Raw genomic sequence first — 18,457 nt, 5'->3', positions numbered from 1 at the left:
AACTAACAAAAATTATGGGACAAATTGTAAACTTTGGTCGCGAAATGATTCGCATTAATTCTGAGAAAAATCGTATTGAGTATTCAACAAATGGAGGTAGTAGTTGGCACCCTCGCTACTCTGGTTCAACACCAGGAGAATTCTATAGCTTGTGCGCTTTCGGTAAAGAGCTATTAGCTTGTACTTCAAAAGGTGTATATTTTTCTAAAAATGCAGGAGGGGCTTGGTATGCTCGCTATAAAGGTCCAATGGCTGGTGAGTTTGAAGAAATCATAGTACAAGGTAATGAACTACTTACAGAAACGGACAGGGGAATGTATTATTCTAAGAATGGTGGAAGTTCTTGGTATCGCCGTTAATTTAAATCTATTCCCCAGCCTCTTTGTGTCTGGGGAATAAACAAAAATAGTTTTATGAAAAATATAGAGTATCAAAGACTAATTTCGCTTAGTCTTATTTTTATTGCAATTGTCGTATTCTTTGGTAGTGCCATTATGTTTGGCAACTACAATACACAGGATATTTGGCCGCGAATTGTTGGTGCATTGTTTGGAGTAGTCTTATCTGCCATCATTACAATGCTTCTTTTGTCTGGTCAGACTCGTAATGCTTTGGAAAAGGAACGCAACGCTGAAATATTTAAGGAGAAACTGAAGATTTATCAAGAGTATCTTCATGCACTATGTAAAATACTGAAAGATGGTGAGATTACATCAGAGGAAGCTGTTGAGCTGCAATTTCTAACATCATATATCTCATTACACACAAGAAGTAAGAGTATTTATCAAATAAGTGCTAAAGCTTCAAATATAATCAATTTATACGTAGGTGAGAAGTCGCAAACAAAGAATACAGAAGATTTGCTTAAAAATCTCTTTGAGATTGTCCATTGTTTTAGAAAAGAATTATATCCGAAAGACATGACGTGGGATAATACTGATATTAATAAGACGATAGAAAAGCTTCAGATTTTAGAGCAAGTGGCAGTATAGAAACAATCTCACCAATAAAAGATGATATTATTTTGAATAGCTAATTGACATCGTTGAATATAAAATAGACAAGGCACAAACTTTTATTTACGATGAATAGAAGAATTTATTTTGCAGGCTCTATACGTGGCGGTAGAGAAGACGCAGGCTTATACAAGCGTATTATTGACTATATAAACAAAACTGACATTGTGATTACAGAGCACATCGGGCAAGCAGATATGAGCATGAAATCCCAGACGCTTATGTCAGATGCCTTTATTTACGAGCGTGATACTAAATGGCTTGAGTCGTGTGACTTGCTGATAGCCGAATGTACTTGCCCCTCTCTTGGTGTTGGCTATGAATTGGCTTATGCTGAGGCACATGGTATTCCTGCTTATATTTTCTATAATGAGTTGCGGTCTAATATTTCAGCGATGTTGAATGGTAATCCTTATTTCACGGTTGTTCCTTATGAAAATGAAGAAGAGCTGTATCAAATACTTGATGATATACTGAACTTAAATGTAGATTGTGCGAGTCTGATAACTGTCGATTCCGAAAATAAGCAAATTGTTGAAAAACTTAAACGAGATGGATTCTCTTGCATAGAAAAAGGAGAGTATACTCTTATGAACATCATCTTAGCAAACTCAAAAGAGGCTATTGATAAGGTTCATTTACTTTCATTGCATCAAAATGATAGGAGAAAATTAGTCCTTCTACAAACTTCAGACATATTTGAAGTTGTTGAAAAAGAAATGTTTGACGCAATCCTTTCTTTTCCAAATGGTAGTAATACTTATGAAGAAATAAAATCGTTTTTATATTGTATTCGTAACTGTATCGAAATTCATTGGATAATATCAGTTGATTTTCATGATTTCTATTCAGTGATAAAGGGGAAAAATATAATTTCTATGCAAAGGTTTACTTACCGAAAAGACATAGAAGAAGCACTATACAAGCTGAATTACAACAGAGATAAAAAACAGAAAAAATATGTCTTCGCTATCAGTGGCGTACGTAATCAGGAAGAAGGTCTAAGGCAGATACAAGCATTTGACAAATATCTTTCTAAAAGACCATTTGTTAAAGAGTCCGATTTCTGCTATAATATCATTCCTTATGGGATGAAGCAAGTCTTTTTGCTAACAGCCACGCCATATTGACTAATATAAAAGCAGAGGCTTGGTTTTATCGTATGACAGATATAGTTTGATTGTTTTACTTTTGATCCACCCCTCGAGCACCGTACAATATGAACAAAAACACTAGTTTTACAGATAGTATGACAGTGGACGCTCGTCTTCTTCCGAAACATCGCTGTCGTAGCTCTCTACGTTTGAGTTCGTTCCTTATGTTCTTTAAGGTATTCACGGAGAATATTGTCAATATAGGAAGCCATTGATACCCGCTCACCTATGTCCTGTAAAATGTTTCTTAGCACTTGGAGTGTATCAGCACTCATAGTAAAATTGGTCCGCTCTCGAAGGCGAATTGACTGTAAACAATGTGGGTTCGACGAATTCAGAACAGTGCAAGCTATGTTTCAATGGTTCTTTGTACATTGATGCATGGCTTCTTTAGAAACAGGCAATTAGGTGGCAATGGCTTCTAATATACTTTCTCAAGATAGAAATGTTTAAAGCAACGATAACTAGAATCGTGAAAAAGTATTATTATCAGCATAACTTCTGCCTTTGGTATTTGTAGAACTTCGATGATATTTTCTTTTCCCTGTAGGTTTTAGCGTATATTTTGTTGTTATTGCATCAAAACACTTAAGAGTCCGCGAACAATCTCCAAATTGTTCGCGAACAAAATCGAAATTCTTCGCGAACAATTTTTTGTTTGTTCGCGAACATTTTAGAAAGTCCTTTGTGAATCGGTTGAATGGTCGTGATAAGCAACAAATTATGTTGAATGAAAAAGAGGAGTTTCTCTATCATAGAGAAACTCCTCTTTTAAAGTGTTATATAGTGTAATTAACTCTATATCTTCATTATTCAAAGAAGGGTTTTATGCCTCCTCGCTCCAATCTTCCTTGGTCTTGCGAACATAGCTCTTGTAACGGAGCTTAGCCATATCCTCACAAGCCTTGAAGAGCTCTTGACCCTCGTTTGGATAAGCTTTGAGGACAGAGAGGAAGCGAACCTCACTATGAAGGAACTCTTGGAACTTGTCCCAATCTGGAGCCTTAGAGTCGAGAGAGAATGGATTCTTACCTTCTTCTGCCAACTGTGGGTTATAACGCCAGAGGTGCCAGTAACCACAAGCAACAGCGTTAGCCTCTTGAGCTTGGCTGCGACCCATACCACCCTTAATCTTCAAACCATGGTTGATACATGGAGAGTAAGCGATAATGAGTGATGGACCTGGATAAGCCTCAGCCTCACGGATAGCCTTTAAGGTCTGTGCGTTGTCAGCACCCATAGCTACCTGAGCTACGTAAACATAACCATATGTAGTTGCCATCAAGCCGAGGTCCTTCTTACGGATACGCTTACCCTTAGCAGCGAACTGAGCGATAGCACCGAGTGGAGTAGACTTAGAACTCTGACCACCAGTGTTAGAGTAAACCTCAGTATCGAGTACTAAGATGTTAACGTCCTCACCAGAAGCGATAACATGGTCGAGACCGCCGTAACCGATATCGTATGAAGCACCATCACCACCGATGATCCACTGGCTACGCTTAACGAGATAGTGATCGAGAGTCTTCAACTCTGCACATACAGGGCAACCCTTTGCTGCACCAGCCTCGATTAATGGTTTCAACTTAGCTGCTGCAACCTTAGAAGCATCAGCGTCATTCATGTTGTCAAGCCACTCCTGAGCTGCTTCCTTGAACTCTGCAGATACGTGATCATCAGCCATCGCACTGCTAAGGAGCACTACGATGCGCTCGCGCATCTTCTTGTTACCCATTGCCATACCCATACCGAACTCGCAGAAGTCCTCGAACAATGAGTTGTTGAATGCAGGACCATGACCTTCCTCATTAGTTGTGTAAGGAGTAGAAGGTACTGAAGCTGAGTAGATAGAAGAACAACCTGTAGCGTTAGCAATCATCTCACGATCACCGAAGAGCTGTGAAACAAGCTTAACGTATGGAGTCTCACCACAACCAGCACATGCACCAGAGAACTCGAACAAAGGCTGAGCAAACTGAGAGTTCTTAGCGTTTGACTTGATATCTACCAAGTTCTGCTTGCTCTTAACGTTCTTAACAAGGTAGTTCCAGTCAGCTGCACGACGTGTAGCTTCCTCTTCACCTGCAACGAACTGTGTCATTGACAATGCCTTGTTACCCTTCTTACCTGGGCAGACATCAGCACAGTTGCCACAACCTGTACAGTCGAGAACTGATACTTCGATGCGGAATTGCATACCCTTGAGCTGCTTTGGAGCAAGGATGTCAAGTGTTGGCTCGTTGAAGCCAGCCTTCTCTGCCTCATCCAAAACGAATGGACGGATACAAGCATGAGGACAAACGAATGCACACTTGTTACACTGAATACAATTCTCAGCATCCCATGCAGGAACGAAAGCAGCAACACCGCGCTTGTCGTAAGCTGCAGTACCAACTGACCATGTACCATCAACGGTACCATGATTAACGAAGTCAGAAACCTTCAAGAGGTCACCTGCCTGTGCATTCATAGGACGAACGAGTTCCTTAACGAATGCTGGAGCATCGTCAACCTTAGCTTCATCGTCTGGAAGGTTAGCCCATGCTGGGTCAACAGTCAGTTGTTTGTACTCGTTACCACGGTCAACAGCAGCGAAGTTCTTGTCTACAACATCCTGCCCCTTCTTGCTATAACTCTTAACGATGAACTTCTTCATCTGGTCTACGGCAAGGTCGAGAGGGATAACCTCTGTGATACGGAAGAAAGCAGACTGTAGGATGGTGTTGGTACGGTTACCAAGTCCAATCTCCTGGGCAATCTTTGTTGCGTTGATATAGTAAACGGTAATATTGTTCTTAGCGAAGTAACGCTTTACCTTATTAGGTATAAAGTTTACGAGTTCATCACCCTCAAAGATTGTATTCAACAAGAATGTACCATTCTTACGCAATCCACGTGTTACGTCATACATATTCAGATAAGCCTGAACGTGGCAAGCAACGAAGTTAGGAGTGTTTACCTGATAAGTAGAACGGATTGGGCTATCACCGAAACGGAGGTGAGAACAGGTGAAACCACCTGACTTCTTAGAGTCGTAAGAGAAATAAGCCTGGCAGTGCTTATCAGTGTTATCACCGATAATCTTTACTGAGTTCTTGTTAGCACCAACTGTACCGTCAGCACCCAAACCATAGAACTTAGCCTCGAACATGCCTTCACCGCCCAATGGAATCTCTTCTACCTCTGGGAGAGAAGTGAAGGTTACGTCATCAACGATACCTACTGTGAAGTGATCCTTTGGTTCTGGCAACTCTAAGTTGTTATAAACAGCGATGATCTTAGCTGGTGTTGTATCAGCAGAACCAAGACCATAACGACCACCAACAATCAGTGGCTTGTTCTCAACATCATAGAATGCACTCTTAACATCGAGGTACAATGGCTCACCCTCTGCACCTGGCTCCTTAGTACGGTCAAGAACTGCGATACGCTTAACAGACTTTGGTACTGCAGCGAGCAAGTGCTTAACAGAGAATGGACGATAGAGGTGTACAGCAATCATACCAACCTTCTTACCCTGAGACATCAAGTAGTCGATAGCCTCACGAGCTGCCTCTGTTGCTGAACCCATCAAGATGATGATGTTCTCTGCATCCTTAGCACCATAGTAATCGAAGAGGTGATACTCACGACCAGTAATCTTTGAGATTTCGCCAAGATAGTGCTCAACAACCTCTGCTACATTCTCGTAAGCACTGTTTGATGCCTCACGATGTGTGAAGAATGTCTCAGGGTTCTCAGCTGTACCACGAACTACTGGACGCTCTGGAGTCATTGCACGATCGCGGAAACGCTTAACATCTTCCTCGTCAACCAATGGACGGATATCTTCCTGATCAAGGCACTCAATCTTATGATACTCGTGTGATGTACGGAAACCATCGAAGAAGTTGATGAAAGGTACTGATGTCTTCAATGAAGCAAGGTGAGGAACTGCAGAGAGGTCCATAACCTCCTGTACAGAACCTGAACAGAACATAGCGAAACCTGTCTGACGGCAAGCCATTACGTCCTGGTGGTCACCGAAGATACAAAGAGCGTGACTTGCGAGTGTACGTGCTGAAACGTTGAATACACATGGCAAAAGTTCACCAGCAATCTTATACATGTTAGGAATCATCAAGAGAAGACCCTGTGATGCGGTGAAGGTTGTCGTGAGAGCACCAGACTGCAGTGAACCGTGTACGGCACCAGCTGCGCCACCCTCTGACTGCATCTCCTGTACGCTTACTGTCTGACCCCAAAGGTTCTTACGTCCACGTGCTGACCACTCATCAACGTGTTCAGCCATAGGAGATGATGGAGTGATAGGATAGATAGCTGCTACCTCAGAGAACATGTAGCTCACATGAGCAGCGGCTTCGTTACCATCACAAGTGATAAACTTCTTTTCTTTAGCCATTTTGAAATTTATTAAATGAAAATTGTTTTATAATGTTTTTGGTCTTTTTCTAATAAAGAAATCCCATTAACCAAAGTGGTACTTGGTTATCTTTCCCAACTTCAGTATTATATTTTGCGTAGATAGTGTCATTACTGAATCGAATCTTGTTATTCCCAGCATCACATATCTTAACTTTATGCTTTTGATTGACAATGTAAGTTCCTTGCTTTCCTCCTTCATTGATAACACAAGTTTCTTGCATTGTATTAACGAAGAAAGTCTCCATAAGTTGTTGCTGTTCCACCTGAATGGGATAGATTGCATACATCAGATTTGGATTCTGTAGTATCACCTTCGATGGTTTCTTGGGGAACTCTTGTCCAACAGGATAAACCAGATTAATAAGTCTAGCATCAGTAAGATTTTTGATGTAATTCATCACTGTTGCACGACTTGTGTTTATTTCTTTTGCAAGGTTACTGATGTTGGGAGCTTTTGTTCCTTCAAGTGCCAAGAGGTAAAAGAGCTTCTTAATCTTAGTCAGATACTTTAACTCTATTTGCTTGATGAGTAAGATATCAACTTCAGTCATCATATTCATCGTCTTCAGAAGATTCTCTGAAAAGTTGCGATGTTCTAAAAAGAAAGGATAAAAACCATGATGAAGATAGTCAAGGAAATACTTTGTCGGACTAACTTTTGATAAGATTTGATTGGTAATCTCCTCGTGGTTATTTAGAATCTCTTCTAATGAGTAAGGCTTAAGTTGTAATCCTGTTTGTAAATTCAAAAATTCTCGGAAGGAGAAGCCACGTAGATTATAGCTTTTGACGATACTGTTTAGTTCTGGATTCTCTTCTTTCAGTCTCATCACGCTTGACCCTGTAAAGACAATCTGTAAATTGGGGTAATTATCATAACACCGCCGTAGTTCACGACTCCAATCGGGCTGCTTAAATACTTGGTCAATCAACAGAACCTTTCCTCCATTACAGTAAAACTCTCCAGCGAAGTCCGCAATTCCTCTACTTTGAAAATAGAAGTTATTCATATTTACGTAGAGACATTGCTTGTCTGTAGAACTATAACGCTCCTTTGCATATTGTAACAAGAATGTTGTCTTTCCCACGCCTCTTGTTCCTTTGATACCTATTAGTTTGTCGTTCCAATCTATCTCATCCATGAGACAACGATGAACAGGGGCATTTGTATGCTCCACTAGGTATGAGTGAGTACGAAAGAATGCGTCCATCTTGTTCTTGTCCTATTTTTGTATTATGCACTTGCAAAGTTACAATTATTTCTTTGATTTGCAAACTCTAGATAGCAAAAAATGTTATTTTAAGGTATTTATTTTGTATTGCATTTGGTTTAATGTAACTTTGCATGACGTAAAAAATAAAGTACGATGACACTACATATATTCAATCCGGAACATGATATTGCATTAGCTTATGATAATAAGTACTTTACAGCCCCCCATGCTGGTAGGCAAATGAGGCATGATTTGGATTATTTGCCAGTTCTATGGGCTAAAGATGGCGATTATATTCTAGTAGAGAATGTCAATTCTGCCCGAATCCATGCTCGACGCTTTGTGAGTTATGGTCAGCAAGTTCATTTTATAGATAGTGATGATATAGAGCAGATTATTGATGAAGTGACAGAAGTAATGCCATGGGGTTGGGATTCTGCAATCAAGTTCCAGATGGAACAATTAGGGATTAAGGCTAACGTATTACCCACGGATGAGAGACTATCAGCAATTAGAGAACTTAGTAATCGGGAGTATGCCTCACAAGTTTTGCGTGAATTGCGAGAGTTGTTGGATGAGGATATATTAATAGGTGAATCGTTTTGTGCAAGGAATGTGGCAGAACTTACTTCTCTCTTAGAGAAAATTGATAAGGCTGTGATAAAAGCTCCATGGAGCAGCAGTGGGAGAGGTGTTCGTTATATTGATACAATGATAGACCCCGCAATACTTAATTGGGCGAACAACGTTATTAAGCAGCAAGGGAGTATTATGGTTGAGCCTTATTATAATAAGGTGAAAGACTTTGGGATGGAGTTCATTGCTGATAAAGATGGTGTTCATTATGTAGGTCTATCAGTATTCCATACAATGAATGGAGCATATATAGGCAATAGTCTTGAGAAAGAAGAAGTTAAACAAGAACTTCTCTCAGCTTATATCTCAATACCAGTGCTAAATAATATAGCACAGACGTTAGAAACGTTATTATCGAAACAGCTAACAGGCATTTATTATGGAGCATTAGGTGTTGATATGATGATTGTAGCTAATGGGAGTAGGGGAGACGTTGGTTTTAAATTGCATCCTCTTGTTGAGATAAATTTGCGTCGCACAATGGGACATGTAGCCTTATCTCTTTCGAATAAAAAGAGCTTCCAACATAAGATGATGCGCATTGATAATGACGGCTCGCACTATCATCTTCATATCCTAAATAAAGATCGGTAACAAACTCTTAAAGCCTATCGCCGCATTTGTGATTAGTTGTTATATATCCACCATACAAGATATAGTAAGCAGATTGCAGCAATGGTCGCAACGAACTTTAGAACTTGATTGATTTTATGTCTGCGTTGTGCTCCTTTAGATGATATCGTTGTATGACGCCCAATTCTACTATTAGAATGGCTTTTATGGTGGTGTTGGTGATGGTGTTCAGTTGTCATCTTTTTTGGTTCTCTCTTTAATGTGTATTCCTTATAGTATCCACTTTAGTCATTATGGATAGATTGCAAAGGTATAATAAAATACGGACATGTACGAACATATCCGTATTTTATTGTCTATCAGAAGCGGAAACTTAATTCCACATCAAACATAGAATAATTAGGATTAGCCTGCAGTGCGCGTTGTGATCTATCATGTACATAAGAATAGATGCCACTCAAAGCTAAGTTCTTTGTAAACTCATAATCAAGACCAATATCATATTGAGTACGCTGCTTTTGTGCGCCATCCGAAGGCTGATACATATCATATCTTGCCTTAGCATGCAACTTATTAGGGATGATAGGAGCGATAACCAGTGCATATACACCTTGTGCCTTATTACCATCAGCACTGAGGTTGCAATCCTTTGCGGCTGCATCATCCGTGTTACTCAAAGACTTAGCAAAGGCATAACCCGTAGAGTGGATATACTCAGAACGCAATGTCCAATCATTCGCTTTATATTCAGCTGAGAAAGCATAACGACGTTGCTGCAATTTACGTACACCGCTTTGTGCGATACCCGCATTATCAGTCCATGTGCCTTTTCTTGCGTATGAGCCCGTCCAACCGAACCATCCTAAGCGTAAACCATTAACAGGCATAACCCATACACCACCGATGATATTCTTCTGTTGGTCAACATCCTTAGTATTAATACCTTGACCATTGAATACGCCTACCTGATAGTGAACAAGGTTGCGCCCCGCATTGTTCTTTAGGAAATCACCTTGCACTTGAATACCAATATCACGCCCATTTGAAGGGTGCGCACCAGCTCTGTCAGAGAAACTGGCTAACTTCAATACACTTTGTGCAACACTCATGAAGCCCTGGTCGATAGGGTGAATAGGGTTATCGAATGTAAATGGATTCTTGAATTGTCCCAACTTTACACGGAAATAATCGTACTTCTGCCACTCGGCAAAGAGGTCAACTACACGAGGCGAAGCCCCTAAGGTAGAAGTATTGCCGTTTACTTGTAATTGTGCTTTCCAATACCAATCGTCTAATATGCGACCGTCTAAAGACACACGACCTAATCGAAGATTAAAGCTGTTCGACTTGCTCGTTTTACTGTTGTGCATACCATTGTATTGATATTGAACGATTCCGAAGCCAGATAACTTTACATTGTTTATCCACTTCTGCCCTTGCGCATAACTTATGATGCTACTAAACATCAATGCGGCTAAGATAATTGTTTTTCTCATAAATTGTATATTTTAGGTGAGATAAGAGCTGCTGTAATGATACTTAGAGTATTAATGCTGCAAAGATAGTGCTTTATCGGATAAGTGCAAAATAATATCCTGCTTTTCTCTCTATGTCATTGTCTAATCATTCCCTACCTTATTCTATATACTGTAAAGCTGATAAGCTTTGTATAACAAGGTTGGTATAATCTGATGTTATATTATCTGTCAGACTCCATCATAAGTATGTGTCCTATCAATGATAACTAATCAATAGTCTTTTATACAAGCGTGTATAATCAATTATACAGACGTGTATAACTAATTATACAAACGTGTATAACTCGTTATACAAACGTGTATAATATCGTACTCTAACTTAGAGTATGACAGGATATATACTATCTATGCGACAGGACTTGTATTGTCAGTTGATGATGCTTCTTAGTTTGACGAGATTCCTCCTTATTATATTAGCAGAATCCATAGACACTCTTTGTGTAAGTCTACTGGATAATTAAACGCAAATGGTGTTTCTGTGCTGGAAAGATAGATACTGAACCTTTATTGAATATACCGAGCTTATGACAACGTGATAAGCTCATTAATCATGGCGTTGGATTAGACAAATAGAAAGAGAGTGTTTCGCACAGGTTAAGTTCTACGATACACTCTCTTATGTTGATCATTTAATTCGTAGTTGTTGATATTTATTTAAACGAATTGGAGTCTCGTTTTTATTTAACACGATAAGAAGCTCTCTTATATTGATACACTCCCTTAAAAAATAGGCGGAATACCTTTGTAAATACATTGGTATGCCGCCTAATAAGATTTATTTCTAAGAAATTACTACATCTCTTCCACCGCTGCTTGTGCCGCTGCGAGTCTTGCGATTGGCACACGGAATGGAGAACAGCTAACGTAATTGAGCCCTACATGATGGCAGAACTTGACAGAACTTGGCTCACCACCATGCTCACCACAGATACCACACTTGAGGTTCTTGCGTGTCTTACGTCCCTTCTCAACAGCCATTTGAATCAACTGACCAACACCCTTCTGATCGAGAACCTGGAATGGGTCAACATCAAGAATCTTCTTTTCCAAGTAGCTTGGCAAGAAGCTAGCAATGTCGTCGCGGCTATAACCGAAAGTCATCTGTGTTAAGTCGTTTGTTCCGAAGCTGAAGTACTCAGCCTTTTGTGCGATGAGGTCGGCAGTTAGAGCAGCACGAGGAATCTCAATCATCGTACCCACCTTGAATGGAACCTCTACGCCTTCTTTCTTGAAGAGCTTATCAGCAGTCTTACGAATGATGTGCTCCTGTATATCAAGCTCATTTACGATACCAACCAATGGAACCATAATCTCTGGCATTGGGTTAAAGCCTTCCTTCTTCAACTGGATAGCAGCACCGAGGATAGCCTTTGTCTGCATGGCTGTAATCTCTGGGAATGTATTGCCCAAACGACAACCACGTAGTCCTAACATTGGGTTATGCTCTGACAGAGAACTTACACGGCTCTGGATGAACTGAACGCTTACACCCATCTCTTGAGCCATAATCTCTTGACCCTTTAAATCATGAGGAACGAACTCGTGCAATGGTGGGTCAAGCAAACGAATGTTTACTGGCATACCATCCATACACTTCAAGATACCATAGAAGTCTTGTTTCTGATAAGGCAATAGTTTATCGAGAGCCTTCTCACGATCCTCTGTGCTATCAGCGAGGATCATCTCACGCATAGCCTTTATCTTCTCATTCTCGAAGAACATGTGCTCTGTACGACAAAGACCGATACCAACAGCACCAAAGTTGCTTGCAACCTCTGCATCGTGTGGAGTATCAGCATTGGTGCGTACAACCAATTTACTATACTTCTTACAGAGATTCATTAACTCGGCAAAGTCGCCAGTTACCTCTGCTGGGCGTGTCTTCACTTCACCTGCATAAACCTCACCAGTAGAACCATTTAATGAGATGTAATCACCTTCACGAATGATTGTTCCATCAATCTCAACAGTACGAGCCTTGTAATCAACCATAATTGCACCTGCACCACTGACACAGCACTTACCCATACCACGAGCAACAACTGCTGCGTGTGAAGTCATACCGCCACGAGCTGTCAAGATACCTTCTGCTGCTGACATACCTGCGAGATCCTCTGGAGATGTCTCAATACGCACCATAATTACCTGGTGACCATCCTCATGCCACTTTGTTGCATCATCAGCAAAGAATACTACCTGACCGCAAGCAGCACCTGGTGAAGCTGGCAAGCCACGTGTCAATATATGTGCTTGAGCGCGTGCTTCCTTATCGAATACTGGGTGGAGAAGTTCATCAAGTTTATTTGGTTCACAACGCAAAAGAGCTGTCTTTTCATCAATCTCACCTTCGTGAAGCAAGTCCATAGCTATCTTCACCATTGCAGTACCTGTGCGCTTACCATTACGAGTTTGTAAGAACCAGAGCTTACCCTCTTGTACGGTGAACTCCATATCCTGCATATCGTGGTAATGCTTCTCCAACTTATCTTGAAGAGCATACAACTGGGCGTATAACTCAGGCATAGCTTCTTCCATTGAAGGGAACTTCTTGCGACGGGTTTCTTCGTCAATATTCTGCTGCTCTGCCCAACGCAATGAACCTTCCTTTGTAATCTGTTGTGGTGTACGAATACCTGCTACAACATCTTCGCCCTGTGCATTGATAAGATACTCACCATTGAAACAATTCTCACCAGTTGCAGCATCACGAGAGAAGCAAACACCTGTTGCTGATGTTTCACCCATGTTTCCAAAGACCATTGCCATAACTGTAACGGCTGTGCCCCATTCTTGTGGAATGCCCTCCATCTTACGATAAAGAATAGCACGCTCATTCATCCAAGAATCAAATACGGCGCATACTGCACCCCACAGCTGCTCCATTGGATCGTCAGGGAAGTTCCGACCTGTTTGCTCTTTAATAGCATTCTTAAATAAAGTCACCAGTTGCTTCAACTCTTCAACCGTCATTTCGTTATCGAGTTTGATACCACGCTGTGCCTTTACTTGCTGTATAATAGCCTCAAAGGGGTCAATATCTTCCTTATTTACTGGTTTCATGCCCAATACGACATCACCATACATCTGTACGAAGCGACGATAGCTATCGTAGGCAAAACGCTCATTGCCTGTCTTCTTTGCCAATCCCTCTACAACAACATCGTTCAAACCAAGGTTGAGGATTGTATCCATCATACCTGGCATTGACGCACGTGCACCAGAGCGTACACTCATAAGAAGAGGATTAGAAGGGTCACCAAACTTTGAGTTCATCAAAGATTCTACATGCTTAACGCTATTCTCAACCTCTGATTTCAATAAGCCAACAACAGTCTCTTTACCCTTCTCAAAATACTCGTTACATACATCGGTAGTAATGGTGAAACCTGGAGGAACAGGAACACCGATAAGATTCATTTCTGCTAGATTAGCTCCCTTACCACCGAGGAGATTTCTCATATCAGCCTTACCTTCTGCCTTACCATTACCGAAGGTATAAACTCTTTTTTCGCTCATAATTATAATTGATAATGTATTTTAGTTATTTATCTCTACGTGCAAATATACCAATAATTAGGTAAAGTGACAAACTTTTCAATGAATAATGTAATCTCTACCTTACATTTTCATCTTGTTAGCGAACACACATACACAATAAAGATAGGCACAACGACGCATACTAGATTTTTTTAGTAACTTTGCAGCCAAATACAAAACAATTTATGAGTAGAAAGAGAAAGCCATTTCCTATATTTGAGAATGTCACTATAGAGGCAGTTGCTGCCGAAGGAAAGTGTGTTGCACACGTTGAAGACAAGGTTGTCTTTGTTCCATTTGTTGTTCCTGGTGACATCGTCGACTTGCAAGTTCGAAAGAAGAAACGTAGTTATTGCGAGGCTACCGTCATTCGATTTATCAGCAAGAGCAATGTGCGTGAAGAACCTATGTGCGAACACTTTGGTATCTGTGGCGGATGTAAATGGCAGAACTTACCTTACAGCGAACAATTAAAGGCAAAGCAGCAGCAGGTTTATGATCAACTGAGCCGCATTGGAAAGGTTGAGCTTCCTGAGTTCCGACCTATCATGGGTTCTGTCCACACAAAGGAATACCGCAATAAGCTAGAGTTTGGTTGTGCCAATAAACGATGGTACACCGCCGAAGAATTAGCTGCGTTACCTGAAGGTGTCGGGCTATCAGGTGGTGCCATTGGATTCCATATAACGGGCAGCTTCGATAAGATTTACCCTATTGAGAAGTGCTGGCTCATGGATAATCTTTGTAACGAGATACGCAATGATATTCGTGACTATGCTTTAGAAACGGGAATGACATTCTATGACATCCGCGCTCAACATGGTTTATTACGTGACCTCATGCTTCGTAACTCTAATACGGGTGAGTGGATGTTGCTCGTACAATTCCATTACGATGAAGAGGGAGATGACGAGCGAGCAAAGGCTCTCATGCAGCATATTGCTGAGAATTTTCCACAAATAACCTCTCTTTTTTATGTCGATAATCAGAAGGGAAACGATACGTTTAACGACTTAGAACTAACGCTTTATAAAGGTAATGACCATATCTTTGAAACGATGGAAGACCTGAAGTTCAAGGTAGGTCCAAAGAGTTTCTATCAAACGAACACCGAACAGGCTTATCATCTTTATTCTGTTGCTAGAGAATTTGCCAATCTTACGGGAGATGAGCTTGTTTACGATCTCTACACAGGAACGGGAACAATCGCCAACTTCGTTGCTAAGAAAGCTCGTAAGGTGATTGGTATCGAGTATGTTCCCGAAGCGATTGAAGATGCAAAGGTCAATTCCAACGTCAATAACATTGATAATACGCTCTTCTATGCTGGCGATATGAAAGATATTCTCACCGAAGAGTTTATCCAAAAGCATGGTCGCCCTGATGTTATCATCACAGACCCACCACGTGCTGGTATGCATCCTGACGTTGTTAACGTCATCCTTGGGGCAAGTCCTAAACGAATTGTTTACGTTAGTTGTAACCCAGCAACACAAGCACGAGATTTAGCTTTGCTTGATGCAGATTATAAGGTAGCCGCCGTTCAACCCGTTGATATGTTCCCACACACGCCACACGTTGAAAATGTGGTTCTATTAGAAAAGCGATAATTACCGATTGAATAAAAGAAGAGCCTCCACCCTTTCCGAAGGAGGCTCTTTTCATATAAGTCACACTCCTTAATATTAGTTTCTAAATACTAAGCCCTCGCCAAAGCAATCAATGACTACTGGTTTGTCACGATTGACAGTACCTGCAAGCAATGACTTACTGAGGTCGTTCAATACATAACGTTGGATAGCACGCTTTACGGGTCGTGCACCAAACTCTGGATCGTAGCCAACATCTGAAAGATAGTTGATGGCTGGGTCGGTCCATTCGAGATTGATACCTTGTGGTTCCAACATTTCCTTAACTCTTTCGAGTTGCAAACGAACAACACCACCAATCTGCTCCTTTGTCAATGGCAAGAACATAATTGTCTCGTCAATACGATTGAGGAACTCTGGACGTATCGTCTTCTTCAACATATCCATTACCGCAACTTTTGCCTTGTCGATTACTTCCTCACGATTTGTATCGTTAAGATGTTCAAACTGCTGTTGGATATATTGCGAACCGAGGTTAGACGTCATGATGATAATCGTATTCTTGAAGTTCACCGTGCGACCCTTATTATCTGTCAATCGACCATCGTCCAATACCTGTAAAAGAATATTGAATACGTCTGGATGTGCCTTCTCAATCTCATCAAAGAGAACCACTGAGTAAGGTTTGCGGCGTACAGCCTCAGTCAACTGACCACCCTCGTCATAACCAACGTACCCCGGAGGCGCACCGATGAGGCGTGTTACACTGAACTTCTCTTGATACTCACTCATATCAATTCGCGTCATCATTGACTCGTCATTGAAGAGATAATCAGCCAATGCCTTTGCCAACTCCGTCTTACCTGTACCTGTTGTACCTAAGAAGATGAAGGAAGCAATAGGTTTCTTTGGGTCTTGCAAACCTGCACGTGAACGACGAACTGCGTCTGCAACGGCGGTAATTGCCTCGTCTTGACCGATGACACGCTTGTGCAACTCATCCTCCAAGTGGAGTAGTTTATCCTTCTCACTCTGTAACATTCGGGTGACAGGAATACCCGTCCAGCGACTTACCACCTCAGCTATATCATCCGCAGTAACTTCCTCACGCACCATCGCCTCACCGCCTTGTGTTGCTTGCAACTGCTGTTGAATATTCTTGATATCATCCTCCAGTTGTTTCAAACGAGAGTAACGAATCTCTGCAACACGCTCGTAATTGCCCTCACGCTCGGCACGATCAGCCTCATACTTGAGCTGCTCAATCTCTTGCTTGTCTTGTTGAATCTTATTCACCAATCCACGCTCGCCTTCCCACTTAGCACGGAAACTATGTTCCTGCTCTTTGAGTTCGGCAATCTCCTTGTCGAGTTGTGCAATCTTTTCCTTATCGTCTTCCCGTTTAATCGCCTCACGCTCAATCTCCAGTTGTTTCAAACGACGAGTAATCTCATCCAACTCCTCTGGAACAGAATCACGCTCCATACGTAGTTTTGCTGCTGCCTCATCCATCAAGTCGATAGCCTTATCAGGTAAGAAACGATCTGATATATAACGCTCAGAAAGTTTTACAGCTGCTATACAAGCATCGTCTTGAATACGAACCTTGTGATGGTTCTCATAACGCTCCTTCAATCCACGAAGGATAGAGATGGCGTCCAATTCGTCTGGCTCATCCACCATAACTGTTTGGAAACGACGCTCAAGTGCCTTATCTTTCTCAAAATATTTCTGATATTCATTCAGGGTTGTTGCACCGATAGCTCTCAACTCGCCACGTGCCAAAGCTGGCTTCAAAATGTTAGCTGCATCCATAGCACCTTCGCCACCACCAGCACCGACCAATGTGTGAATTTCATCGATGAAGAGGATGATATTACCATCAGCCTGCATCACTTCCTTAACCACACTCTTCAATCGCTCCTCGAACTCACCTTTATACTTAGCACCAGCCAACATCGCACCCATATCCAATGAATAGAGTTGCTTATCTTTCAAGTTTTCTGGCACATCACCACGAACGATTCGCTCTGCCAAACCTTCAACAATAGCGGTCTTACCAGTACCTGGCTCACCAATGAGGATAGGGTTATTCTTTGTACGACGAGACAGAATCTGCAATACTCTTCGAATCTCCTCATCACGACCAATCACTGGGTCGAGCTTGCCAGCACGTGCATCTTCTATAAGGTTGCGAGCATATTTCTGTAATGATTGATAGTTCTCGTCACCACTTTGCGACTGCACCTTCTGTCCTTGTCTAAGATCATTAATTGCAGCTGTCATTTCTTTCTCTGTGCAACCCGCATCTTTCAATATCCGACTTGCGGTGGAATTTACAGCCAACAGAGCGAGCAACATCGGTTCAATGCTTACAAACTCATCGCCCATTTTCTGCGAAATATCCATCGTGCGTTGCATTACCTGATTGGTTTCAGAAGAGAGATAAGGTTCACCACCAGATACTTTCGGTAAGTGGCTCATCTCATTCTGAATGGCACTCTCCACAGCTTGTGCGTTCACACCTAATTTCTGGAAGACGTAATTAATCACGTCCTTTCCCTTTTCCATCACACCAGCCAAAATATGCACTGGCTCAATGGTTTGCTGCCCATTTCTCTGTGCAATATTTATCGCACTCTGAACAGCCTCTTGCGCTTTAATTGTAAATTTATCAAATGTCATTCTTCAAATCTCCTTTCTTATTTTCTTATCGTTCCTCTAATCATTTCTAACCAGACGTTTTTCAATCACCTAATTATTCATCATCAGCCT

At 41.4% G+C, this 18,457-nt stretch carries 12 protein-coding genes and 2 pseudogenes; 6 read left to right on the top strand and 8 right to left on the bottom strand.

What is annotated here, in order from left to right:
• Positions 1-14 precede the first annotated feature (14 nt).
• The 4 genes from F0475_RS09310 (at position 15) to F0475_RS11745 (ending at position 2,385) form a co-directional block, all read left to right on the top strand.
• Positions 15-359 carry a WD40/YVTN/BNR-like repeat-containing protein gene (locus tag F0475_RS09310; RefSeq protein WP_155716408.1) on the top strand — a complete coding sequence of 115 codons (345 nt, stop codon included), beginning with the start codon at positions 15-17 and terminating at the stop codon, positions 357-359.
• Between the two features lie 54 nt (positions 360-413).
• Positions 414-992: a hypothetical protein gene (locus F0475_RS09305; RefSeq protein WP_155716407.1), complete on the top strand. Its 579-nt coding sequence runs from the start codon at positions 414-416 to the stop codon at positions 990-992.
• A gap of 92 nt (positions 993-1,084) precedes the next feature.
• Positions 1,085-2,146: a nucleoside 2-deoxyribosyltransferase gene (locus F0475_RS11985; protein WP_155716406.1), complete on the top strand. Its 1,062-nt coding sequence runs from the start codon at positions 1,085-1,087 to the stop codon at positions 2,144-2,146.
• 89 nt (positions 2,147-2,235) lie between these two features.
• Positions 2,236-2,385: a hypothetical protein gene (locus tag F0475_RS11745; RefSeq protein ID WP_199879804.1), complete on the top strand. Its 150-nt coding sequence runs from the start codon at positions 2,236-2,238 to the stop codon at positions 2,383-2,385.
• Here the strand turns inward: F0475_RS11745 and F0475_RS09295 are convergent.
• The 4 genes and pseudogenes from F0475_RS09295 to F0475_RS09280 all read right to left on the bottom strand — a co-directional run.
• Positions 2,314-2,484 (bottom strand): annotated as a pseudogene (locus tag F0475_RS09295) (DUF3408 domain-containing protein); the annotation flags it as partial. The gene F0475_RS11745 and the pseudogene F0475_RS09295 sit on opposite strands and share 72 nt — an antisense overlap.
• Positions 2,485-2,597: 113 nt before the next feature.
• A pseudogene (locus F0475_RS11870) lies at positions 2,598-2,820 on the bottom strand (IS982 family transposase); the annotation flags it as partial.
• Positions 2,821-2,996: 176 nt separating this feature from the next.
• On the bottom strand, positions 2,997-6,572 hold the full coding sequence (nifJ, locus tag F0475_RS09285; protein WP_155716405.1) for a pyruvate:ferredoxin (flavodoxin) oxidoreductase: 3,576 nt from the start codon (positions 6,570-6,572) through the stop codon (positions 2,997-2,999).
• Between the two features lie 49 nt (positions 6,573-6,621).
• Positions 6,622-7,806 (bottom strand): ATP-binding protein, encoded by a 1,185-nt coding sequence (locus tag F0475_RS09280; RefSeq protein ID WP_155716404.1) that lies wholly within the window; start codon positions 7,804-7,806, stop codon positions 6,622-6,624.
• A gap of 156 nt (positions 7,807-7,962) precedes the next feature.
• Between F0475_RS09280 and F0475_RS09275 the strand changes: the two genes are divergently transcribed.
• Complete coding sequence (locus F0475_RS09275) at positions 7,963-9,039, top strand: hypothetical protein (protein WP_155716403.1); 1,077 nt, start codon at positions 7,963-7,965, stop codon at positions 9,037-9,039.
• Positions 9,040-9,071: 32 nt separating this feature from the next.
• Here F0475_RS09275 and F0475_RS09270 read toward each other — a convergent pair whose 3' ends face one another.
• The 3 genes from F0475_RS09270 to ppdK form a co-directional block, all read right to left on the bottom strand.
• A complete protein-coding gene (locus F0475_RS09270) occupies positions 9,072-9,257 on the bottom strand; it encodes a hypothetical protein (RefSeq protein WP_155716402.1) in 186 nt (61 codons plus the stop codon).
• A 120-nt stretch (positions 9,258-9,377) separates the two neighbouring features.
• Positions 9,378-10,514 carry a porin gene (locus F0475_RS09265; RefSeq protein ID WP_155716401.1) on the bottom strand — a complete coding sequence of 379 codons (1,137 nt, stop codon included), beginning with the start codon at positions 10,512-10,514 and terminating at the stop codon, positions 9,378-9,380.
• 834 nt (positions 10,515-11,348) lie between these two features.
• Positions 11,349-14,072 (bottom strand): pyruvate, phosphate dikinase, encoded by a 2,724-nt coding sequence (gene ppdK / locus F0475_RS09260; protein ID WP_155716400.1) that lies wholly within the window; start codon positions 14,070-14,072, stop codon positions 11,349-11,351.
• A 206-nt stretch (positions 14,073-14,278) separates the two neighbouring features.
• Between ppdK and rlmD the strand changes: the two genes are divergently transcribed.
• A complete protein-coding gene (rlmD, locus tag F0475_RS09255; RefSeq protein WP_155716399.1) occupies positions 14,279-15,703 on the top strand; it encodes a 23S rRNA (uracil(1939)-C(5))-methyltransferase RlmD in 1,425 nt (474 codons plus the stop codon).
• Between the two features lie 75 nt (positions 15,704-15,778).
• Here the strand turns inward: rlmD and clpB are convergent, their stop codons facing one another.
• Positions 15,779-18,367: an ATP-dependent chaperone ClpB gene (gene clpB / locus F0475_RS09250; RefSeq protein ID WP_155716398.1), complete on the bottom strand. Its 2,589-nt coding sequence runs from the start codon at positions 18,365-18,367 to the stop codon at positions 15,779-15,781.
• Positions 18,368-18,457 lie beyond the last annotated feature (90 nt).

The organism is Prevotella vespertina (assembly GCF_009728485.1).
Taxonomy (GTDB): Bacteria; Bacteroidota; Bacteroidia; order Bacteroidales; family Bacteroidaceae; genus Prevotella; species Prevotella vespertina.
Note: the sequence above shows the minus strand (reverse complement) of the source record. Positions and strands in the feature narration are given on the sequence as shown.